Origin of the sequence: Drancourtella massiliensis (assembly GCF_016900655.1) — a bacterium.
Classification (GTDB): Bacteria; Bacillota; Clostridia; order Lachnospirales; family Lachnospiraceae; genus Sellimonas; species Sellimonas catena.
Map to the genome: position 1 here is coordinate 99,812 of NZ_JACJKH010000009.1, position 18,918 is coordinate 118,729.

22 protein-coding genes are annotated in these 18,918 nt (G+C 46.7%); 11 read left to right on the top strand and 11 right to left on the bottom strand.

Features of this window, described 5'->3' with window-relative positions; genetic code table 11:
- Nucleotides 1–13: 13 nt before the first annotated feature.
- Nucleotides 14–1,039, bottom strand: coding sequence for a M42 family metallopeptidase (locus H6A32_RS06835; protein WP_087169632.1), 1,026 nt, complete (start codon nt 1,037–1,039; stop codon nt 14–16).
- A gap of 213 nt (nt 1,040–1,252) precedes the next feature.
- Between H6A32_RS06835 and H6A32_RS06840 the strand changes: the two genes are divergently transcribed.
- The 9 genes from H6A32_RS06840 to H6A32_RS06880 all read left to right on the top strand — a co-directional run bounded on the left by H6A32_RS06840 (nt 1,253) and on the right by H6A32_RS06880 (nt 6,427).
- Nucleotides 1,253–1,903: a YczE/YyaS/YitT family protein gene (locus H6A32_RS06840; RefSeq protein ID WP_087169633.1), complete on the top strand. Its 651-nt coding sequence runs from the start codon at nt 1,253–1,255 to the stop codon at nt 1,901–1,903.
- A gap of 108 nt (nt 1,904–2,011) precedes the next feature.
- Nucleotides 2,012–3,115, top strand: coding sequence for a sporulation integral membrane protein YtvI (gene ytvI / locus H6A32_RS06845; RefSeq protein ID WP_204863984.1), 1,104 nt, complete (start codon nt 2,012–2,014; stop codon nt 3,113–3,115).
- A gap of 180 nt (nt 3,116–3,295) precedes the next feature.
- Nucleotides 3,296–3,526 (top strand): helix-turn-helix transcriptional regulator, encoded by a 231-nt coding sequence (locus H6A32_RS06850; protein WP_118636519.1) that lies wholly within the window; start codon nt 3,296–3,298, stop codon nt 3,524–3,526.
- Nucleotides 3,513–3,929 carry a hypothetical protein gene (locus tag H6A32_RS06855; protein ID WP_191433792.1) on the top strand — a complete coding sequence of 139 codons (417 nt, stop codon included), beginning with the start codon at nt 3,513–3,515 and terminating at the stop codon, nt 3,927–3,929. The genes H6A32_RS06850 and H6A32_RS06855 overlap by 14 nt, the downstream gene beginning before the upstream one ends.
- Before the next feature lie 84 nt (nt 3,930–4,013).
- Entirely contained in the window at nt 4,014–4,598 is a 585-nt protein-coding gene (locus tag H6A32_RS06860; protein WP_204863985.1) for a sugar O-acetyltransferase, read from the top strand.
- Between the two features lie 162 nt (nt 4,599–4,760).
- Nucleotides 4,761–4,883, top strand: a complete 123-nt coding sequence (locus H6A32_RS06865; protein ID WP_330677504.1) for a MerR family transcriptional regulator — start codon at nt 4,761–4,763, stop codon at nt 4,881–4,883.
- 176 nt (nt 4,884–5,059) lie between these two features.
- The gene (locus H6A32_RS06870) at nt 5,060–5,365 is read left to right on the top strand and encodes a type II toxin-antitoxin system RelB/DinJ family antitoxin (protein WP_207753136.1); all 306 of its coding nucleotides are present in this window, start codon (nt 5,060–5,062) and stop codon (nt 5,363–5,365) included.
- Nucleotides 5,362–5,691 carry a type II toxin-antitoxin system RelE/ParE family toxin gene (locus H6A32_RS06875; RefSeq protein WP_087169638.1) on the top strand — a complete coding sequence of 110 codons (330 nt, stop codon included), beginning with the start codon at nt 5,362–5,364 and terminating at the stop codon, nt 5,689–5,691. Before H6A32_RS06870 ends, H6A32_RS06875 begins: the two co-directional genes overlap by 4 nt.
- Before the next feature lie 286 nt (nt 5,692–5,977).
- The gene (locus H6A32_RS06880; RefSeq protein WP_204863986.1) at nt 5,978–6,427 is read left to right on the top strand and encodes an Hsp20/alpha crystallin family protein; all 450 of its coding nucleotides are present in this window, start codon (nt 5,978–5,980) and stop codon (nt 6,425–6,427) included.
- A gap of 51 nt (nt 6,428–6,478) precedes the next feature.
- Here the strand turns inward: H6A32_RS06880 and H6A32_RS06885 are convergent, their stop codons facing one another.
- From H6A32_RS06885 to H6A32_RS06910, 6 genes are all read right to left on the bottom strand, one after another.
- Nucleotides 6,479–7,102 (bottom strand): ATP-binding cassette domain-containing protein, encoded by a 624-nt coding sequence (locus H6A32_RS06885; RefSeq protein WP_087169641.1) that lies wholly within the window; start codon nt 7,100–7,102, stop codon nt 6,479–6,481.
- 1 nt (nt 7,103) lies between these two features.
- Nucleotides 7,104–7,877, bottom strand: coding sequence for an ABC transporter permease (locus tag H6A32_RS06890; RefSeq protein WP_204863987.1), 774 nt, complete (start codon nt 7,875–7,877; stop codon nt 7,104–7,106).
- Nucleotides 7,855–8,895: an ABC transporter substrate-binding protein gene (locus H6A32_RS06895; protein ID WP_204863988.1), complete on the bottom strand. Its 1,041-nt coding sequence runs from the start codon at nt 8,893–8,895 to the stop codon at nt 7,855–7,857. The genes H6A32_RS06890 and H6A32_RS06895 overlap by 23 nt, the downstream gene beginning before the upstream one ends.
- Nucleotides 8,896–9,077: 182 nt before the next feature.
- Nucleotides 9,078–10,643, bottom strand: coding sequence for a xanthine/uracil/vitamin C permease (locus H6A32_RS06900; protein WP_087169644.1), 1,566 nt, complete (start codon nt 10,641–10,643; stop codon nt 9,078–9,080).
- Nucleotides 10,644–10,669: 26 nt separating this feature from the next.
- On the bottom strand, nt 10,670–12,400 hold the full coding sequence (gene ade / locus H6A32_RS06905; RefSeq protein ID WP_204863989.1) for an adenine deaminase: 1,731 nt from the start codon (nt 12,398–12,400) through the stop codon (nt 10,670–10,672).
- Between the two features lie 24 nt (nt 12,401–12,424).
- The gene (locus H6A32_RS06910; RefSeq protein ID WP_087254695.1) at nt 12,425–14,206 is read right to left on the bottom strand and encodes an adenine deaminase; all 1,782 of its coding nucleotides are present in this window, start codon (nt 14,204–14,206) and stop codon (nt 12,425–12,427) included.
- Between the two features lie 400 nt (nt 14,207–14,606).
- Between H6A32_RS06910 and H6A32_RS06915 the strand changes: the two genes are divergently transcribed.
- Nucleotides 14,607–15,533: a DMT family transporter gene (locus tag H6A32_RS06915; RefSeq protein ID WP_204863990.1), complete on the top strand. Its 927-nt coding sequence runs from the start codon at nt 14,607–14,609 to the stop codon at nt 15,531–15,533.
- Nucleotides 15,534–15,580: 47 nt separating this feature from the next.
- Here the strand turns inward: H6A32_RS06915 and H6A32_RS06920 are convergent, their stop codons facing one another.
- Nucleotides 15,581–16,435 (bottom strand): LysR family transcriptional regulator, encoded by an 855-nt coding sequence (locus H6A32_RS06920; protein ID WP_204863991.1) that lies wholly within the window; start codon nt 16,433–16,435, stop codon nt 15,581–15,583.
- A gap of 117 nt (nt 16,436–16,552) precedes the next feature.
- On the opposite strand from H6A32_RS06920, the gene H6A32_RS06925 reads away from it, so the two are divergent.
- Nucleotides 16,553–17,404 carry an aldo/keto reductase gene (locus H6A32_RS06925; protein WP_275950813.1) on the top strand — a complete coding sequence of 284 codons (852 nt, stop codon included), beginning with the start codon at nt 16,553–16,555 and terminating at the stop codon, nt 17,402–17,404.
- A gap of 68 nt (nt 17,405–17,472) precedes the next feature.
- On the opposite strand, the gene H6A32_RS06930 is transcribed toward H6A32_RS06925, so the two are convergent.
- The 3 genes from H6A32_RS06930 to H6A32_RS06940 form a co-directional block, all read right to left on the bottom strand.
- On the bottom strand, nt 17,473–17,832 hold the full coding sequence (locus H6A32_RS06930) for a cyclophilin-like fold protein (protein ID WP_191427756.1): 360 nt from the start codon (nt 17,830–17,832) through the stop codon (nt 17,473–17,475).
- Nucleotides 17,833–17,865: 33 nt separating this feature from the next.
- Nucleotides 17,866–18,732 carry an aldo/keto reductase gene (locus H6A32_RS06935; RefSeq protein ID WP_204863993.1) on the bottom strand — a complete coding sequence of 289 codons (867 nt, stop codon included), beginning with the start codon at nt 18,730–18,732 and terminating at the stop codon, nt 17,866–17,868.
- Nucleotides 18,647–18,918: hypothetical protein (locus H6A32_RS06940; protein WP_204863994.1), on the bottom strand; the 272-nt coding region annotated here is incomplete at its 5' end. The genes H6A32_RS06935 and H6A32_RS06940, both read right to left, overlap by 86 nt.

Genomic DNA, 18,918 nt, shown 5'->3' on the forward strand with positions numbered 1-18,918 from the left:
GTCTTTCTCCAGCCTATCCAAGATATGTCTCAAGCAGAAGAAGAGTATTCTTCACTCCATCCACATGGCTTCTCTCGTATCCGTGAGATGCATAAACACCTGCCCCGATCAATCCATGGCGCACATCATATCCGGCTGTCAGTGCAGCATCCGCATCCGATCCGTAATGAGGATAAACATCCACCGCAAAATCGCATCCCGCTTTTTTCGCCGCCTCAATCAGATTAGAAACGACATCATAATTGTAAGGTCCCTTGCTGTCTTTTGCACAGATCGATACCTGATGCTCTTTGCAGGCAAGACCGTCTCCTACACATCCCATATCCACGGAAAGCACTTCTGTCACACCATCCGGAATGGAAGCGGAACCGCCGTGTCCAACTTCTTCAAACACTGTCATATGAAGATAGATCCTCCTCTTAGGTGTCACCTCATCCTCTTTGATATGCTTTGCGTATCCAAGAAGCATTGCGGTACTGAGCTTATCATCCAGGAAACGGCTCTTGATATAGCCGCTCTTTGTAATTGTTGTTCTCGGTTCAAAGCAGACAAAATCTCCGGTCATAATTCCCAGCTTCTCCGTCTCCTCTTTGGAAGATGTCTTTTCGTCAACAACAATCTCCATCACATCGTATGTCCGCTTTGTCTCCGCATATTTACCATTTACGTGAACAGAGGCGTTGCAAAGCTGGCATGTCCCGTCATAGATACGTCCGTCCCGTGTCCGGATGCGGACAGTCTCACCTTCTGCGGAGTTGGCGTCGATTCCTCCCACCGGAGAAATCTCCAGACATCCGTTGCTCTTGATCTGTGAAACCATCGCGCCCAGTGTATCTACATGAGACTCTACAAAGACCGCATTGTCCGCGTCTTCTCCGCCGAGATCCGCAATCACTCCACCTTTTACTGTGCGGTATGCCGGCACTCCCAGTTTCTCAAATTCATTTAAAAGATAATCCGTCACCTCTTTTGTATAGCCTGACGGGCTGTCGATTGCAAGCAGGTTTTTCAGCTGCTCCAGTACGTATTCCATATTCATTGGTCCTTCTCCTTTCTCATACCTTCTGTTTCTCTTTGTATGATCCATTATAGCATCAGACGGGCCTGTTTTGCTACCCATCCATTAAAACGTTTCCCATAATTTACATTTTCTTTTCAAATGCTATAATAAAATAGAACGCAGTGAAATGCTGTGTAATTGATGGATGCGCTTTTACGCATCACTGTAGTTTTATCGAAAGGAATGAGTATCATGCATAATCAACTGACTGTTACCCTTTTTAAGCGGTATTTCATTCTCCTGGCCGGTCTTACCATCATGGCTTTCGGGGTGGCATTTTCCATCAAGGCCAGTCTCGGGACATCGCCGATCTCCAGTGTTCCTTATGTCATCAGCCTGTTTTCTCCGTTTACTGTAGGAACCGCTACTATTCTCATGCACTGCGTTTTTATACTGCTCCAGATTTTAATTCTCCGAAGAAAATATCATCTGATTCAGCTGATGCAGCTTCCTGTAGCCTTTCTCTTTGGATATCTCACTGATTTCGCGGTCTGGGCGGTCCGCGGCATACAGTGCCATACATACTGGCAGCAGTGGATTGTCTGTCTGGCGGGTATCTTTCTGGTAGCCGTCGGGGTCAGCCTGGAGGTCAAGGCCGGTGTAGTCGTTCTCGCCGGAGAAGGAGTAGTCCTTGCCATCTGCCAGGTTCTTCCGGTCAAATTCGGTTATATGAAGGTGGGATTTGATGTGACATTAGTACTGACTGCCTGCATCCTTTCGCTCGTGTTTACTCAAAGCCTTCAGGGTGTCAGGGAAGGAACCGTTGCCGCTGCCCTTCTGGTCGGACTGATTGCAAAACGTCTGGGAAAAATATGGGAGAGATTTCCGCTGGAAGAAGCATAAAAACTGCTTTGGCAGCATACTTTCTGTTGACACTTTCACAAATCTCCGATATCTTAATTATTAGTGAGTTATTTCTATATTGAACATGGAATGAGGTTATGAAAACAAATGGAAAAACGGACAAAATTCATCATTAACTTTTTGTACTTCGCAATTATTATTGCCCTCGCCTTTTTTGTGCTGAGGTTCGCGCTGTCCTTTCTTTTCCCGTTTGTCGCGGCGCTTTTTATTGCCTATATATTGAGACGCCCTATTCAGTTTATTACCACAAAAACACAGCTTCCCCGGAAGCTGTCAGCCATTCTTGTGGTTCTGGTATTTTATGTGACAATCGGTACACTTTTAGTGCTTGGAAGCATCCGGGCTTTTTCTTATGTAAGCGACCTGATACAAAGGCTTCCGCAGATTTATCTCCGGTATGTAAATCCGGTCCTGATTGATCTTTTCGATCAGCTGGAACACGCGATCCAGCAGGCGGATCCTTCTATTCTGGATACCGTAGATTATTTGTGGAACCAGCTTATGCAGTCTCTTCGTGGAATTGTATCGAATCTTTCTCTTACCAGTATGGAGGCAATTTCCAATATTGCGTCCTCCCTTCCGATGCTTTTCATCCGGCTGGTTTTAATGATCATCTCTACCTTCTTTATTGCTATGGATTACGAAGCCTTATCCGCTTTCTGCATGCGCCAGTTAAGCGACAAAGCCCAGAACGTGGTCCGGCAGATCAAGCAGTATGTGGTCGGTACATTATTTGTCTGCATCCGCTCCTACGCACTGATCATGAGCATCACATTTGTAGAGCTGGCTGTCGGCCTGACTTTGATCGGTATCAGGAATTCAGTTCTGATCGCTTTGTGCATTGCAGTTTTTGATATTCTTCCGGTTCTCGGTACCGGCGGTATCATGATTCCATGGGCTGTTATTTCTGCAATCCTCGGAGATTTTCCGGGAGCGATCAAGCTTGCGCTGCTCTATGTATTCATCACTGTCGTGCGCAACATTATTGAGCCAAAAATCGTAGGCGGACAGATCGGACTTCATCCGGTTATTACACTTGTCAGCATGTTCGCCGGTGTCCAGCTGTTCGGTGTAGTCGGTCTGTTTGGTTTTCCGATCGGGCTGTCACTGCTTTCCTATCTGAACCGCACCGGCACAATCCTTCTCTTCAAGATGGGTTCAAAAGAATCGGACGAGAATACCAATAGCTGACGCTATCTATATAAAAAGCAGGAATTCCTGGATAAATGGGATTCCTGCTTTTTTATGGGGAAATCATCCGGAGCCGGAATATGAAGTTTCCTTCATATATCTGTTGACATTTTCATATTCTTCTGATAACATGAAGTTAACTTCACAAGAAGCTGACTTCACATTGATGAGAGGGTACACATGAAAACAAGAGTAAAAGAATTAAGAACAGCAGCAAAAATGACACAGCAGCAGCTGGCTGATCTGGTTCACGTTTCATCGAGGACGATCATTTCCATCGAGAAGGAGCAGTACAGTCCGTCCCTGATGCTGGCCTACCGGATGGCCCTGATATTCGGTGTCACCGTTGAGGACTTATGCTGTCTGAAAGAGAATAAAAAGAAGGAGGATAAGCAGTATGAAGATTTATAACAAGAATAATTTTTTCCTTGGATTGTTTTTTTGCCTGCTTGGCATTGCGATGCTGATTGCAAGCATCTGGAAAGGCTTCGATATCAAGGGAAGCCTGATCATGGTTTTATGTCTGTTCTTCGGGATTGGGATTCTAATCCGCAGTTTATCCGCCGGTCTGTCCAGAGAAGATAAAATCAACGAACTTGACGAGAGAAATTTGCTTGTAAAGATCAAATCCCGAAGTACTGCATTTTTATGGTCGGAAGGCATCTGCTTTCTCTGCCTGCTTGCATGTATGCTGGGGCATTCTGTCATCGGAGAAGTATTATCGGTACCTATGACACTTGCGTTTGGCATCATGTTAGCCGCCATGATGCTTCTGGAATTAATTACTGTAATTTATTATAACCGGAAAATTTAAAATACTTGTTTACCTTTTATCTATTTCCTCTTTTTATAGAAAAAGATATAATAATTATATCTTTGAGTAATGGAGGAACATTAGATGACGGAAAAAGAAAAAATGCTTGCCGGACAGCTTTATGACTGCGGCGATGAAGAGCTTTTGACACAATGGCATAAAGCAAAGGACCTGGCCAGGGACTATAACCAGACAGATTCCGCAAATGCACAGGAAAAAGAACGCATTTTAAATGAATTACTTGGCGGAAAAGGGAAAAATCTCTGGATTACCGCTCCTTTCTATGTCGATTATGGTAACAATATTTATTTTGGCAATAATTGTGAAGTAAACATGAATTGTACTTTTTTGGACGATAATATTATTCGGATCGGCAATAATGCGCTGATCGCCCCAAATGTTCAAATTTACACAGCATTTCATCCAACCAACGCTTCCGACCGTTTCGGTTCACCGAAAGAAGATGGCTCCTTTGAATTCTGCAAAACACAGACCGCGCCTGTCGTAATCGGTGACAACGTATGGATAGGCGGAGGCGCAATTATTATGCCTGGCGTCACGATTGGTGATAACGTTGTTATCGGTGCAGGCAGTATTGTCACAAAGGACATTCCAAGCAACACGATTGCTTACGGAAATCCTTGCCGGGTAAGACGGGAAAATAAATAGATTTAGTAAAAAAGATTTGAAGTTGATAAAGAATTGGAGACTCTCCGTCTATTGCGGCTATTCCAGCTTTAATAGACGGATTTTTGATAAATCCTTGACTGTAAGCCTTGTTTACAGCTTATTATTAAGTAAACTAGAGTTGCTTGAAAGGGGATGCATAACATGACTATGAAAGATGTAGAAGAACGAACAGGTCTATCCCGTTCTAATATCCGTTTTTATGAAAAAGAAAAACTCATTGAGCCTTCAAGAAATGAAAGTAATATTAAAAAGTCAGATTATTGATTTGAACAGAGTGAAATTCATGTGCGAAAAAATGTTGTATGAAGAAAATATTAGTTATGAACGTTAGAGCAGTTCAACCGTATCATTGGAGCGCAGGATATAACGTATTGCTATTGTGCGGACATCTGTGTATAATAAAGAAAAAGATATGAACGAGAAAGGAGCATTGTGTTATTATGGCAAAGTCAGCAAATTTATATGCAAGAATAGAACCTGAAGTCAAAGAGCAGGCCGAAAAAATCCTCTCCACACTTGGTATTCCTGCTTCTAACGCTATCAATATGTTTTATAAACAGATTATCTTACATCGGGGACTTCCTTTTGAAGTGAAAATCCCAGACAGAACGCTCACAGATATAAGTATGCTGGGAACAGAAGAACTGCATGCAGAGTTGGAGAAAGGATATGTGGATATGAAAGCAGGTCGAACCAAAGATGCAAAGACGGTTTTTGCTGATATTCGCAAAGATTATAGCTTATGATTTTTAACGTAGTCACATCAATACAGGCTGAGGAAGATCTGCGAGGGATATTTGAGTATATCACTTTTGAACTTTTGTCACCAGAAAATGCCGAAAAGCAACTGGAACGTCTGGAAAAGCAGATATTAAGTTTAGATGAAATGCCGGAACGCTTTCCGAGATATGGAAAAGAACCGTGGCATAGCCGAGGTTTACGTTTTGTTGCGGTAGATAACTATATCGTGTTTTATCTTCCGGATGTGGAAGAACAGGTGGTAACAATTCTTCGTGTCATGTACAGCGGACGCAACATTGAAGAACAGTTAAGCGTCTATATAAAGCAATAAGCAATTCATACAAAGCGGTTTCTCCTTTGGAGATCAACCGCTTTTTCTATACTCAAATTCAAAAGTGGAAAATGTTTGCAAACACCGATTTTACAAGATTTGCAAAAAAATTTCAAAAAATTAGCACTCACCTCTTGACAGTGCTAATATCAAGTGCTATATTACACATAGAACAAAGGGAACAGATAGAAAAGAGCCGGAAAGCTCAGGTACCTGCCCCGAAATACCACTCCCCCAGCGGGGGTGATTACATAAATATTTTGTCAATTGAAAGGAGAAATGACTTATGATGATGCCTAGTATTTTTGGAGAGAACTTATTTGATGACTGGATGGATTTCCCATTTGATGATGATTTCTTTAGAAGAACACCTTCTTACAGCAAGAAGAGTTCTACATCAGTAATGAGGACAGATATCAGGGACACAGATGATTCCTATGAACTGGATGTCGATCTTCCTGGATACAAGAAAGACGAAATCAATGTTCAGCTGAAAGAAGGATATCTGACCATCTCCGCTTCGAAGAATACAGAGAACGACGAGAAAGATAAGAAGGGCAACTACATCCGCCGTGAACGTTATAACGGCACCATGAGCCGGAGCTTCTATGTAGGCAATGCTATTCACCAGGATGATATTCGTGCAAAATATGCCGATGGTATCCTGAAGATCTCCGTTCCAAAGGAAACGAAAAAGGAAGTTGAGCAGGCAAATTACATCTCCATCGAAGGTTAATATAAAAAGAGAGCCGGCGGCAGTCAAACATCAGTGACTGCCGCCGGTTTTTTATTGTCTTTCCTCTTCTTTATGATCCAGGCTGATACAGACTGCCCCCATCTGCGCCGCCTCTTTGCTGTCATGTGTAACAAAGATCACCGTCTTTCCGGTACACATTTCTTTCGTATAGTCCATAACCTGTTTTTTTGTCTCTTCATCCAGACCTTTGAAAGGTTCATCCAGAAACAGGATATCCCAGTCGCAGCAAAGTGCCCGTAAAAGCGCAACCCGCCGTCGCATACCGCCGGAAAGTTCCCGGACCGGCTGATCCTCGCACCCGGACAGTCCGGCCGCCGTCATTGCTTCCCGGATCTGACGCACCTCCTCCCGGTCCCGGCCCCACGGCTTTTTCTGCCGCACCAGCCGGATATTTGCGGAGGCGCTTAAATTCTCACAGAGCCGGTCCTCCTGAAAGACCATGCTCTTTTTCATTTCTTCCATTCCTTCGATACTTCCCGAATCCGCCTCTTCCAGTCCGGCCAGAATCCGAAGAAGCGTCGTTTTTCCCGCACCGGACGGTGCCATAACACATGTAGTCTTCCCTTTTTCGAACTCCGCCGAGAAACCGGCAAGCACCATGTGCGTACCATAGGACTTAAAAAGACGGGAAATCTTGATTTTTCCATTATCCATCTCAGCTCATCCTTTCCAAATGACTGACAATCCGGTCTACCGCCGCCAGAAACAGTTTCTCAAATACAAGGCTGATCAGCACAATCACCACCGTCCACGCAAACAGATCCGGCGTGTTCAGATAGACTTTGGCATTGTACAGATTTTCTCCGATAGAGCCGTCCGGAATTCCAATCACTTCCGCCGCCACCCCTGCCTTCCAGCAAAGTCCAAGAGCCACCGAACACCCTGACCGGAAAAACGGAAGGACCTGCGAAACATAGACATAACGGATCTGTACTGCCTTCGGTACATCAAATACCTGCACCATCTCCAGAAGTTTCGAATCCGTACTAAGGATCCCATCCAGTACATTCGTGTAAAGAATCGGAAATACCATCAGAAAGGAAATCACGATGGAAAGATTCCGGGAGGGCACCCAGATCAGCACAAGGATGACAAAGGACGCGACCGGAACCGCCTTGATCGTCAGCACCGCAGGCGCAAGAAGCTCTCGAATACGCCTGAACCGGGCAGAAAGTCCTGCCGCCAGAATCCCCGCTGCCATGGCAATAAGAAAGCCGCCCAGAATCCGTACCAGGGAAAATCCGATGGACTGCCAGAATTCAGTTTCCCTTACAAGCTCTGTCAGCCTCCTGAAAACAACAACAGGAGATACCAGCAGTATCTCCTGTCCGATCCAAGTGCTGACTGCCTGCCACACAAGCAGCCAGACTGCCACAGCCCATAATCTGATTGTTCTTTTTTTCTTCTTATTCGCTGTAGTAGAAATCATCTTCCGGCAACGCTCCTCCTATTGACTGCGCATTGGCATCCAAAAGCACCTGCAGATATCCGGAAAGCTGTTCTTTCATCTCATCCCCGGTAATGCAGACAATGTTGCACTCCGGAAGCGCTTTTTTCGCCACTTCTTCCGTCACAATTTCATACTGTCCAACCAGCTTCGCCGCATCATCCGTATTTTTGTTTACATAGTCAACGGACTCTTTGTAGTGATCGAGGAAATTCGCCACTGCTTCCGGATTCTCTTTTACAAACTCGCTTCTCGCAACAACGACTCCTGTCAGAAGCGCGCTCTTCTCCTCTTTATTCTCCTGAATCTTATCCCATTCCTCTGTCAGATCCAGCGCAACGCGGATATTTGGATTCTTTGTCTGCGCTGTCGTCACAAACGGCTGCGGGAGCATTGCGATTCCGCTCGGATCATTTGCCAGTGCCGCCACACATTCCGAGTGCTCGCTCTTCCACTCAATCGTCACATCTGCTGCCGGATCGATTCCGTTTTCCGTCAGAATATAATTCAGCGCATATTCCGGAGTAGACCCTTTTCCGCTTGCATAGATCGTCTTTCCCTTCAGATCTGCTGCTGACTGTACTGTCTCTCCGTTCTCAACGATATAGAGAACACCAAGTGTATTAACTGCCAGAACCTGTACCTGACCTTTTGTATTGTTGTACAGTACGGATGCCAGGTTGGCCGGTACCGCCGCGATGTCAAGCTCTCCCTGCACCAGCTTCGGTGTCACTTCGTCTGCGGATGCCGCAATCTGGAAGTTGTAATTTTCATCATCCACTTCGCTCTTGTCCACATCATCCATGAACTTCACCATTCCCATGGCGGTCGGTCCCTTCAGTGCCGCGATATTGACATCCACCGGCTCTGCGGTCTGTTCCTGCTTTGCAGAATTTTCTTCACTTTGCTTACTGCCTTCATCCGTACTCTGAGAGCCGCATCCTGCGAGGGACGCCGCAGCCAGTACCAGGACAAGCAGCCATGAACATAACTTTTTCATAATAAGCTCCTTTCTTTCTGTCAGATAATATTATGATAAATCAATTCTTTACTCCGGGCAAGCCTGTTTTGTTTTTTTGCACAATTTCCTGGCTGTCACGGAAACAAAAAGCCAGGTTCCCCTGGCCGCCTATGTGCATACGATGATGCACATGGCGGCACCGGGAACCCGGCAGCTGAATCTTATACATATTCAAAATCATCCGGCCCTTTGAACCAGGTATTTCTTCCAAGGTGAAGAAGGAATGCCAGCACGGCAATAATCAGATATCCGATCGCAAACGGCGAGGTCGGATAAAAGCCCAGCTGTGCACTGTGGATAAATCCAAAGCAGGCAAGCAGAAAACCTACAAGAGCCGTAATCCCTACTTTATGAAGCTGTTTTTCTATGATGAAGACTGTCATGGTTCCAAGCAGAATTCCAATAATGATTGCCCCGGCTTTTACGCCCGGCACACCGTTCCACATCACCCCGGCATCTTTGATCATCTGTGTAACTTCTGCATTGTAGCCGGACGTTCCGTCCGCCAACACTTCCGTACTGTAACCGGCAAGTCCCACTGCTCCGGTGATCTGCGTATACAAATAGTCCGCAACCGGCGGAACCATGGCCACGGCAATGGCACCATAATGCTTTACCGGACAGTCTTTGAAGGCCTGTGCTACCATAACCACGGCACACCAGAGGAAGGTCACCGCGCACACTGCCGGCGGAACCATATTGCTTAAAAAGGTAAACAGTCCGAAGATTCCTGCCGCTCCGAGTACAAGACCGGAAACAAGTGAATATCCGATTCCGGCATGAGATTTCTTCAGTCCGGCATGTCCAAGCCATACCGTGTTCGGAATGACCCCTCCGCAGACTGCGGAAAGCATGGTACAGATTCCGTCCGCAAACTGTGTCTCCCGCACATCGTAATTGTCCCCGGCAGCATTTGCACCTTCTACATTGTCCATCGTCTCGATGAAATTATAAATTTCCACTGGAATCACAATGGTCAGGTACGGAAGTACCACAGAAAATCCATTAATCAGATGCTGCACACTGTTGACCGGATTCGGAATGTAAAATCCGATCCCGCTGAAATCAACGGTTGTCCGTCCAAGGCAAAATGCATATACGATTCCACCTACAATGGCCACCACCAGCGGCGGAATCTTCTTCGGGAACAGATAGCCTCCAAAAATGCCCACGAACGCGACAAGCAGGATCGGAAGTCCTACAAGCGGATCTCCAAACACATCAAATACTCCCTGCGTCGCCATCCAGATAAATCCAATCCCGGAAACCGTTCCGAGAAGTGCTGCTCTTGGGAGTTTTCTCTTCATCCACGGACCGATAAATCCACCAAGAGCTTCCACTCCACCTCCAATGAAACATGCTGCTACCGCTGCCGACCATGCGAGTTCCGGATCATTGAGCGCATAGTGAAGCGGCATGATCACTCCGTACAGCATAACGAACATGGCAGGTGTAGAAACACCGGATGGCAAAGCCGTTACGTCTGCCCGTCCTTCTTTTTTAGAAAGCCGCCGTCCCATAAACGCATAATAAATGCCGCTCAGCATCAGACCTACAGACATACCCGGTATAACGGATCCGTATACAATCTCATCCGGCCATTCCAGGACGCCGGAAAGAGTTGTGATAACAATCAAATAGTTTACAATGTTATTTGTAATGGAATAGGTCATTCCACCAATGTCGCCACGTTGAAACCATGGCACAAGTGTTTTCTCTTTATTCATTTTTTTCTCTCTCTTCTTTTTAAGTATTATGCTTCTGTCGAAATAAAGGAGAAGGTTGTCACATCAAACAGTCCCATATCGGTCAGTTTCACCTCCGGAATCACCGCAAGGGACATGAAGCACAGTGTCATAACCGGCTCTACCTCTCCGCTGATTCCAAGCTCTGAATAAGCCTTCTCATGAATGTCGGTCAGCTTTTGGTCTACCCACTCACCGCTCTGATCGCTCATCAGCCCTGCAATCGGCATCGGCATGCTCTCGATGACTTTTCCCTCTTTCACAAGAACAATGCCGCCTTCCTGAGCAATCAAACTGTTGACCGCAAATTCCATTTCTTCATCGCTGACTCCGACCACGATGATATTGTGGGAATCGTGAGCCACAGAAAGAGCAACCGCACCTTCCCTGATTCCGTATCCTTTCAAGAATCCACAGGCCACGTTTCCTGTTCCCTGATGCCGTTCCACCACAGCCACTTTCACGATATCTGTTTCCGGGTCCCGGATAAATTCCCCATTTTCATCCAGTCTGATATCCGCTGTTTCCTTTTTCGTCACAACTCCTCCCGGCAGAATACCGATCACGTTGACATGACCGGATTTCAGATGCATTTTGAATTTCTCTTTGGAGAAATCCTTTACAACTACGCTTCCTTTTACGGAAGAAATATCGTGGAACTGAATTTCCGGAAGGTATCTTCCTTCTTCCGCCGTCAGTTCTCCCGCAATCCATACACGGTTGACATGGAAATCGTTCAGATCATCCAGAAGGACAATATCCGCACGGTATCCCGGCGCGATAGCTCCCCTGTCATAGAGGCGGAAACATTCTGCCGCATTCAGTGTCGCCATCCGGATCGCCGTCACCGGATCCAGTCCTTCTTCCACGCAGATCCGGAGATGGTTGTCCAGATGTCCTTCGTGCAAAATGGTCTTTGGCTGGCGGTCATCGGAACAGAGCAGACACCGTCTGCTGTTTTCCGGTGTCACGCCTTTAATCAATGTACGCAGATTATGGCAGGCAGATCCCTGTCTTAACAGGATATACATTCCCCGTTCCAGACGGTCTTCCATTTCCTCTACAGTAGAACACTCATGATCTGCAAGAATTCGCGCTGACGCATAGGCATTGAGTTCTTTTCCCGTAATTCCAGGGCCGTGTCCGTCAATGATCTTTCCTTCTTCTTTGGCTGTCATCAGTTTGTCCAGCACGCTTTCGTCCGCCGCAATGACTCCTGGGAAGTTCATGAATTCCCCAAGTCCGAGAATTCCGTCCCTCTTGATCGGCTCTTCCATCTCCGGAGCATTGATGACCGCGCCGGCATGTTCAAACGGAGTAGCCGGAACACAGGATGGAAGTACATACTTGATATCAAGCTTCGTCCCTTTTGCGGCCTCCATCATATAATCCAGCCCTCTGATTCCGCAGACATTGACAATCTCATGCGGATCCGCAATGATCGTTGTTCCCCCGTGAGGAACAAGAAGACGTCCGATCTCTTCCGGGCTTACATAAGCAGATTCAATATGAATATGGCTGTCGATAAATCCAGGCGCCGCATACCGGCCCCCGGCATCGATCACTTCTTTTCCCTTATAGTCGCCGATTCCTGCAATCTGGTCTCCGCAGATGGCAATGTTTCCCTCTACTATTTTTCCCGAAAATACATTGACAATTTTGCAGTTCTGAATCACAACATCCGCCGGGATTCTTCCGGCTGCCGTATCAATCAGCTTTTTCAGTTCTTCTTTTTTCATGATCTCTACCTTCTTCTTCTACTTCTATTTCTCAGTAACTTCAAGGACTGGTTCAAATGTAGTAAGCGCCGTATAGTCAACCGGGCCAGCATCCGTGATGGCGTAATCCGGGATCGCTGTAATCGGCAGGAAGAACATGTACATCATCGGGTCCGGCAGATCGGATCCCAGGCTTCTTGCCGCATGGTCGATTTTCTTTTCCCATGCCGCTATTTCTTCCGGTTCCAGATCGCTTACGATTCCTCCGACCGGAAGCGGCAGAAATTCCAGAATCTCGCCGTCTGCAACAACAACCTGTCCGCCGCCCTGCTCGATCACATAGTTTGCAGCGATGGACATATCTTCCGCACTGACTCCCATGACAACCAGGTTATTGTCATCCGGTGCCGCAGAGGAAGCCATGGCACCCTTTTTCAGTTTCCATCCGGAGCAGAATGCAAGAGACTTGTTTCCGTTTCTTCCAAATCTTTCGAGGACAGATACCATTGCCACATCCTGTTCCGGATCCGGAAGCACAATGCCGTTTTCCACTTTCAGTACGACATCTCTTCTCTTACGGACGAACGGTCCTTTGACGTCCATAGCCAGTACCTTCGCTTCCCCGTTCTCAATGGAAGTCCGGTATTCAAAATCTTCTTTTGTTGTCTTTTTGCATTTCAGAACCCCTTTTAATACAGAACTTCTCTCCGGCGCCTGCAGCTCATAGCTAAGCTTGTGGTCCTTTGCTACCATTTTACCATTTGTCATGACTTCTTCTACATTGAAATTGTGAAGATCATCGACAAACAGAATATCCGCGATTCTTCCCGGGCAGATGGAGCCTACCAGATGGTCGATCCGGTATGCTTCCGCGCTGTTGATGGTTGCCATCTGAATCGCTGTCATCGGCTCTACTCCAGCCTTGATTGCCAGACGTACCACGTTGTCAAGATGTCCCTTTTCAAGAATATCCGTTGCGGTCACATCATCCGTACAGAAGCTGACACGGCGCGCAAATGCAGGGTTGACCTCTGTTACCGCCTTGATGTTCTCTTCCAGGAAATGAGTAACCGATGATTCACGGATCAGCATGTGCATTCCTTTTCGCATCTTCTCCACTACCTCTTCATGGGTGTAGCTTTCATGGTCAAGACGTACTCCTCCGCAAAGGTAACCGTTCAGGTCATTGCCCTGTGCCATCGGCGCACATCCGAAAACCGGAAGACGGTTCTTGAAGGCCTCGGCAATTGCCCCTAATGTGTCCTCATCTTCTTCCTGAAGGAACTCTCTTACTGTTTCCCATACTCCAAAGCATTCCGGCCACTTCTGCACTTCCTGATGCACTTCTTTGGTGAAATTAAAAGCAACCGTAGATTCCGGAATGGTGTACGGAGTCTTGTACGGCGCTCCCCAAAATACTTTCAGAGGACTTTTCTTCACTTCAGCAAAGATTTCCTTCAGCCCTTCCAGACCGGATACGGAGATATACTCATCCAGACCGGAAATCATACTTGTCGTTCCTCTTGGCACAACCGCTTTTGCGTAACTTGTAATACTGAGCTTGCTGCATTCACTGTGAATGTGGCCGTCAATCATACCCGGCACAAGGTATCTTCCTTTGGCATCGATAATCTCTGTGTCCGGTCCGATGTAGTCTTCCACATCACCGACTGCCGCGATCATATCATTGTACACGGCAATGTCCGCCGGATACACTTCGCTTGACATGACGTTGACAAGCTGTCCGCCCCGGATCACCTTGTGTGCCGGGATCTTTCCGCGTCCTGCGCGGATCATTTCCTTTAAATTTTCCACTGTTCTTTCCATTTTCAAATCCTCCTTGCGTTTCGCTTCCTCTTACGGATGATTCCGTAAAGGGTGTTTTTTACTCCCCATACAGCAGGAATGGGAAATAAAAAAGATACATCGGCCAAAGGCTAAACAGGTTTCCCGTCCTGCGAATGTATCTTGAAGAATTTTCAACTATATTTGGTTGTGCCGAAGCTTACGCTTCCTTTCGCTTTTCATCATAGCATAAGTGAAAATGATTGGAAATATATTAGTATATTATAATTTTGCATGATTATTCATTAGTCATACTTATATATCGTTCCATGATACGAACCCCTCTGCCACTTTCTTCCTTTTATTTTTTGATAGCCACTTTCTCTGTTTTGTATTATAATACTGGGATATGACGCATTTAGAAAGAAAGGAATCAAAATTCATGCATCGTCTGACAAAACACAAAGAATTACTCGGCACCGTTTCCATTATCATAGCAACTCTCTGTTGGGGATTTTCCGGATGTTCCGGGCAGTATCTGCTGCACGATCTGGCACTCCCGACACCGGTTGTCCTCTGTATCCGGCAGATCAGCGCCGGGATTATCCTGATTCTGCTGGATCTGATTTTTCGTAAAAAAGATTCCAAAGCACATCCGCATCCTTCCATCTGGCAGTCCAGGGAAGATACGATGACACTGGTCTTTTTCGCGATTTTCGGTATCTGCCTGACACAGTTTACCTTTTTTATGTCGATCTATTATTCCGACTCCGGAACCGCGACGGTGCTTCAGTATCTGTCCACGATCATCATTTTGATCGTCACCTGCATCCGCACCAGAACACTTCCGAAAAAGACGGAAGCAGCCGCAATCATCGCCGCGGTGGCGGGCACCTTTATCATCAGCACCGGCGGACGGCCGGGGGACCTTGCAATCTCCGGGTACGCCCTGGTTTTCGGTCTGATCTGTGCCTTTTCCTACTCCACTTACACCCTGATTCCGGGAAAAATTGTGCGGACTTACGGCGCCAAATACATCGTGGGGCGCGGAATGCTGATCAGCGGAATCTTTTTCTCCATTTTTGTCCGCCCATGGACCTATTCCATCGACATCACGCCGCAGGTCATCCTCGGATTTTGCGGGCTGATCCTGATTGGAACAGCGGCCGGCTCCACCTTCTATCATTTCGGAGCATCACTGCTGCCTCCGGTGAAGGCCGGAACCCTTGCAAACTTTGATCCGGTCTCCTCCGTGATCCTGACCGCTCTCCTGCTTGGCACCCGGTTTACGGCCGCCGATCTCATTGGATTTTTCTTTATTATCGGAGCCGTATTTCTTCTGAATATTTATCAGGTTAAAAAAGCATAGCGTGTCAAAAAAGTTCCGCCTCTCCTCACGGGAAAAGCGGAACTTTTCTATTTGATCGTATGCAGCCTCCTGAACACAGGCTGGAACAGTTTCTGATCCGTCGTCTTGCAGACCAGATAGTAGGTGACGTCCACCTCGGGATCAAGGATCGGAACAATCTTTTTCCCTTCCGGCATCCCATTCTGCCGCAGTAGTACATCCGACGCAAAGGACGGAAACGATCCTGCTTCCGCCACTTCGGAAAACGCGTCAAACTCATTCATCATCAGGAAATGAACGTGCGGAAGCTTTTCTTTACAGAATTCGTACCAGAAACCAATCTGTGTAAAGAGCAGAATGTTCTGTCCGTCAATATCAGAAAGAACAATTTCATCTTTTTCAGCCAGCGGATGCTGCTCCGGAACAGACAGATACAGTCGTTCCCGCCGGAACGGTACCGCATACAGGCCGTCCTTTTTCGGATCATGGTGCAGAACGACGATCTGATAAGAACCTTTCATCAGCCCCTCCATCAGCTCTTCATCGCTGTTTACAATCTCGGATGAAATCGTCATCCCTCTATACTGCCCTGACAGAAGCGGTACAATATCCGAAACCGGCACCGGCGCGCAGGAGCCAAGGGTGATTGTCCTTCTGCTCTTGTCAAAAAGCCGGACCCTTTCTACCATGTCCCGTTCCTGCTCCAGAATCTTCCGGGCATACTCTGCAGTAAGCCTGCCATTTTCATTTAGTGCAAGCCTGTTTTTCTGACGGTGAAATAGCGGAACTCCCATCAGTTCTTCCAGCTTCTGCATGGAATGACTGAGCGCCGGCTGTGATATATGAAGATATTCCGCTGCAGCCGAAAGCGTTCCGTATATTTCAAACGCCACCAGCTGTTCCAGAAGATAGATTTCAATCATGTAAACATCTCTCCTTTTACTATTCATTTCAATTATAGCACAATTCGGAACCTGTATTGTACTTTTCTGAAAGGATCCACTACAATAAAGTCATCAAAAGAAATGGAGGTAAAAATCATGGAATATGTTACTTTAAATAATGGAATCAAAATGCCGCTAGAAGGATTTGGTGTGTTCCAGGTACCGGACCCGGCACAGTGCAAACAGGCTGTTCTGGATGCTATAAACAGCGGTTATCGTCTGATCGATACGGCAGCTGCCTATATGAATGAAGAAGCTGTCGGCGCAGCAATCAAGGAAAGCGGAGTAGACCGCAGCGAGCTTTTCATCACAACCAAGCTCTGGGTACAGGATGCAGACTACGAAAGCGCAAAGAAAGCAATCGAGACTTCTCTTGAAAAACTGGGACTTGATTACCTTGATCTGTACCTGATCCATCAGCCGATGGGTGACTATGTAGGAGCTTACCGTGCAATGGAAGAGGCTTACAAAGAAGGAAAACTTCGTGCCATCGGTGTCTGCAACTTCTATCCGGCACGTCTGGCAGACCTTTGCGAGACAGTCGATGTGATCCCGGCAGTCAACCAGGTAGAGCTTCACCCATTCTTCCAGCAGGAAGACGCTCTTGCACTGATGAAGGAATACGGCGTACGTCCGGAAGCATGGGGACCATTCGCAGAAGGAAACCACGGCATCTTCACTCATCCGGTTCTTTCTTCTATCGGAGAAAAATACGGAAAGAGCGCGGCTCAGGTTGCTCTCCGCTGGAACGTACAGCGCGGCGTTGTCGTAATTCCAAAATCCGTTCACAAAGACCGTATGGAACAGAACATGAACATCTGGGATTTTGAACTCAGCGAAGAAGATATGAACGAAATCGCAAAACTGGATATCGGACACAGCGAAATCGTAAACCACGATGATCCGAACTTTGTAAAAATGCTTCATGGCTTAAAAGTACATGAATAAAAAAACAGAAACAACATTGAAAAGCCAGGTATTGAAAAGGGAGAGGCCGCAAAACCTCTCCCGCTTTGTTATTCGTCGTCCGCCAGCGTCAGGACTGCCGTAATACTTCCTTTTCCAAGTACCTGTTTCAATTCTGTCTCTGACAGATTCCGGATCTTTCCAAGCCTCGTAAAATTCCACGTATTCGGTGCATAATAGATAACGAGAAGATTCCCTTCCGAAAGGATCACATCTCCGGCTTCGGTTGTAATCGTTTCGTCGTTCGTCGGGAACTGCATCCCAAAGCTTCCGAACTTTTCCATGTGGGCATAATCTTTCATTTCTATTGTAAACGGGCCTTTCTTCAGCAGTTCTTTCACCGCCTCCGCCGAACTGTTCTCGTATAATTTCACCTGAATGGTCGTTCCATTCACTTCCATATTCATCATGATTCCATTCTCCTTTGCAAGCTTTTATTTCTCTTATAAACTGGTCAAAACAGGGTTGTTCAGATAATCGTACACTCGCCTGATCTCACTGATTTTTCGGGTGTCCAGCATGGACGGGCAGTTTCTGTCCAGTCCCGCGATCCGCCGCATGTCTTCTGCATCCAGTTCAAAATCCCAGATCTTTCTGTTTTCTTCCATGCGCTCCTTATGAACCGATTTCGGAATTACAATGACTCCCTGCTGCACATTCCAGCGCAGGAGAATCTGAGCCGGCGTCTTCTGATGCTTCGCCGCAATCTCCATCAGTATCGGTTCCTCAAACATTCCTTTCAATCCTTCCGCAAAAGGTGCCCAGGCCTCCGGCTGCACGCCGAGCTCTTCCATCAGCTGCAGATCTTCTGCGCGCTGGTAATGCGGGTGGCGCTCAATCTGATTGACCTGCGGTTTGATTTCCACGTTATAGCAGAAGTCAAGCAGGCGGTCCGGAAGGAAATTGCAGACTCCGATGGCACGAATCCGCCCTGCCCGGTACAACTCTTCCATTGCCCGCCACGATCCATAATAGTCGCCAAACGGCATATGGATCAAATACAGATCCAGATAGTCAAGCCCCAGCCGCTTCAGGGAATCCTCAAATGCCTTCATCGTGTTGTCATAGCCCATTTCCTGAATATATGCTTTTGTCGTAATAAAAAGTTCCTCCCGCGGGATGCCGCAGGTTTTGACTGCCCGGCCGACCGCCTCTTCATTCTGATAGGAACTGGCCGTATCAATTAAACGATAACCGGATTCTATCGCATTTCTTATAACCTGCTCACACTCCTGCTCCGGTATCTGGAACACACCAAATCCTTCCATTGGCATGGAAACTCCATTCGACAGTTTCACTGTTTCCGTCATAAAATCCGCCTCCTACATTTTTTATTGATGACAGCAGACCGTCCGCACGGCGGCTGTCTCCTGTTTGATTTCGGTTAATTGAAAAATTAATTGCAACATAGGTTGTTGCAGTTAGAATTACAAGGCATATGGGCCATGGAGTTGCAGTTGTAACTTCATGGTTTCTTTTTGCCTTTTTTCCAGTAT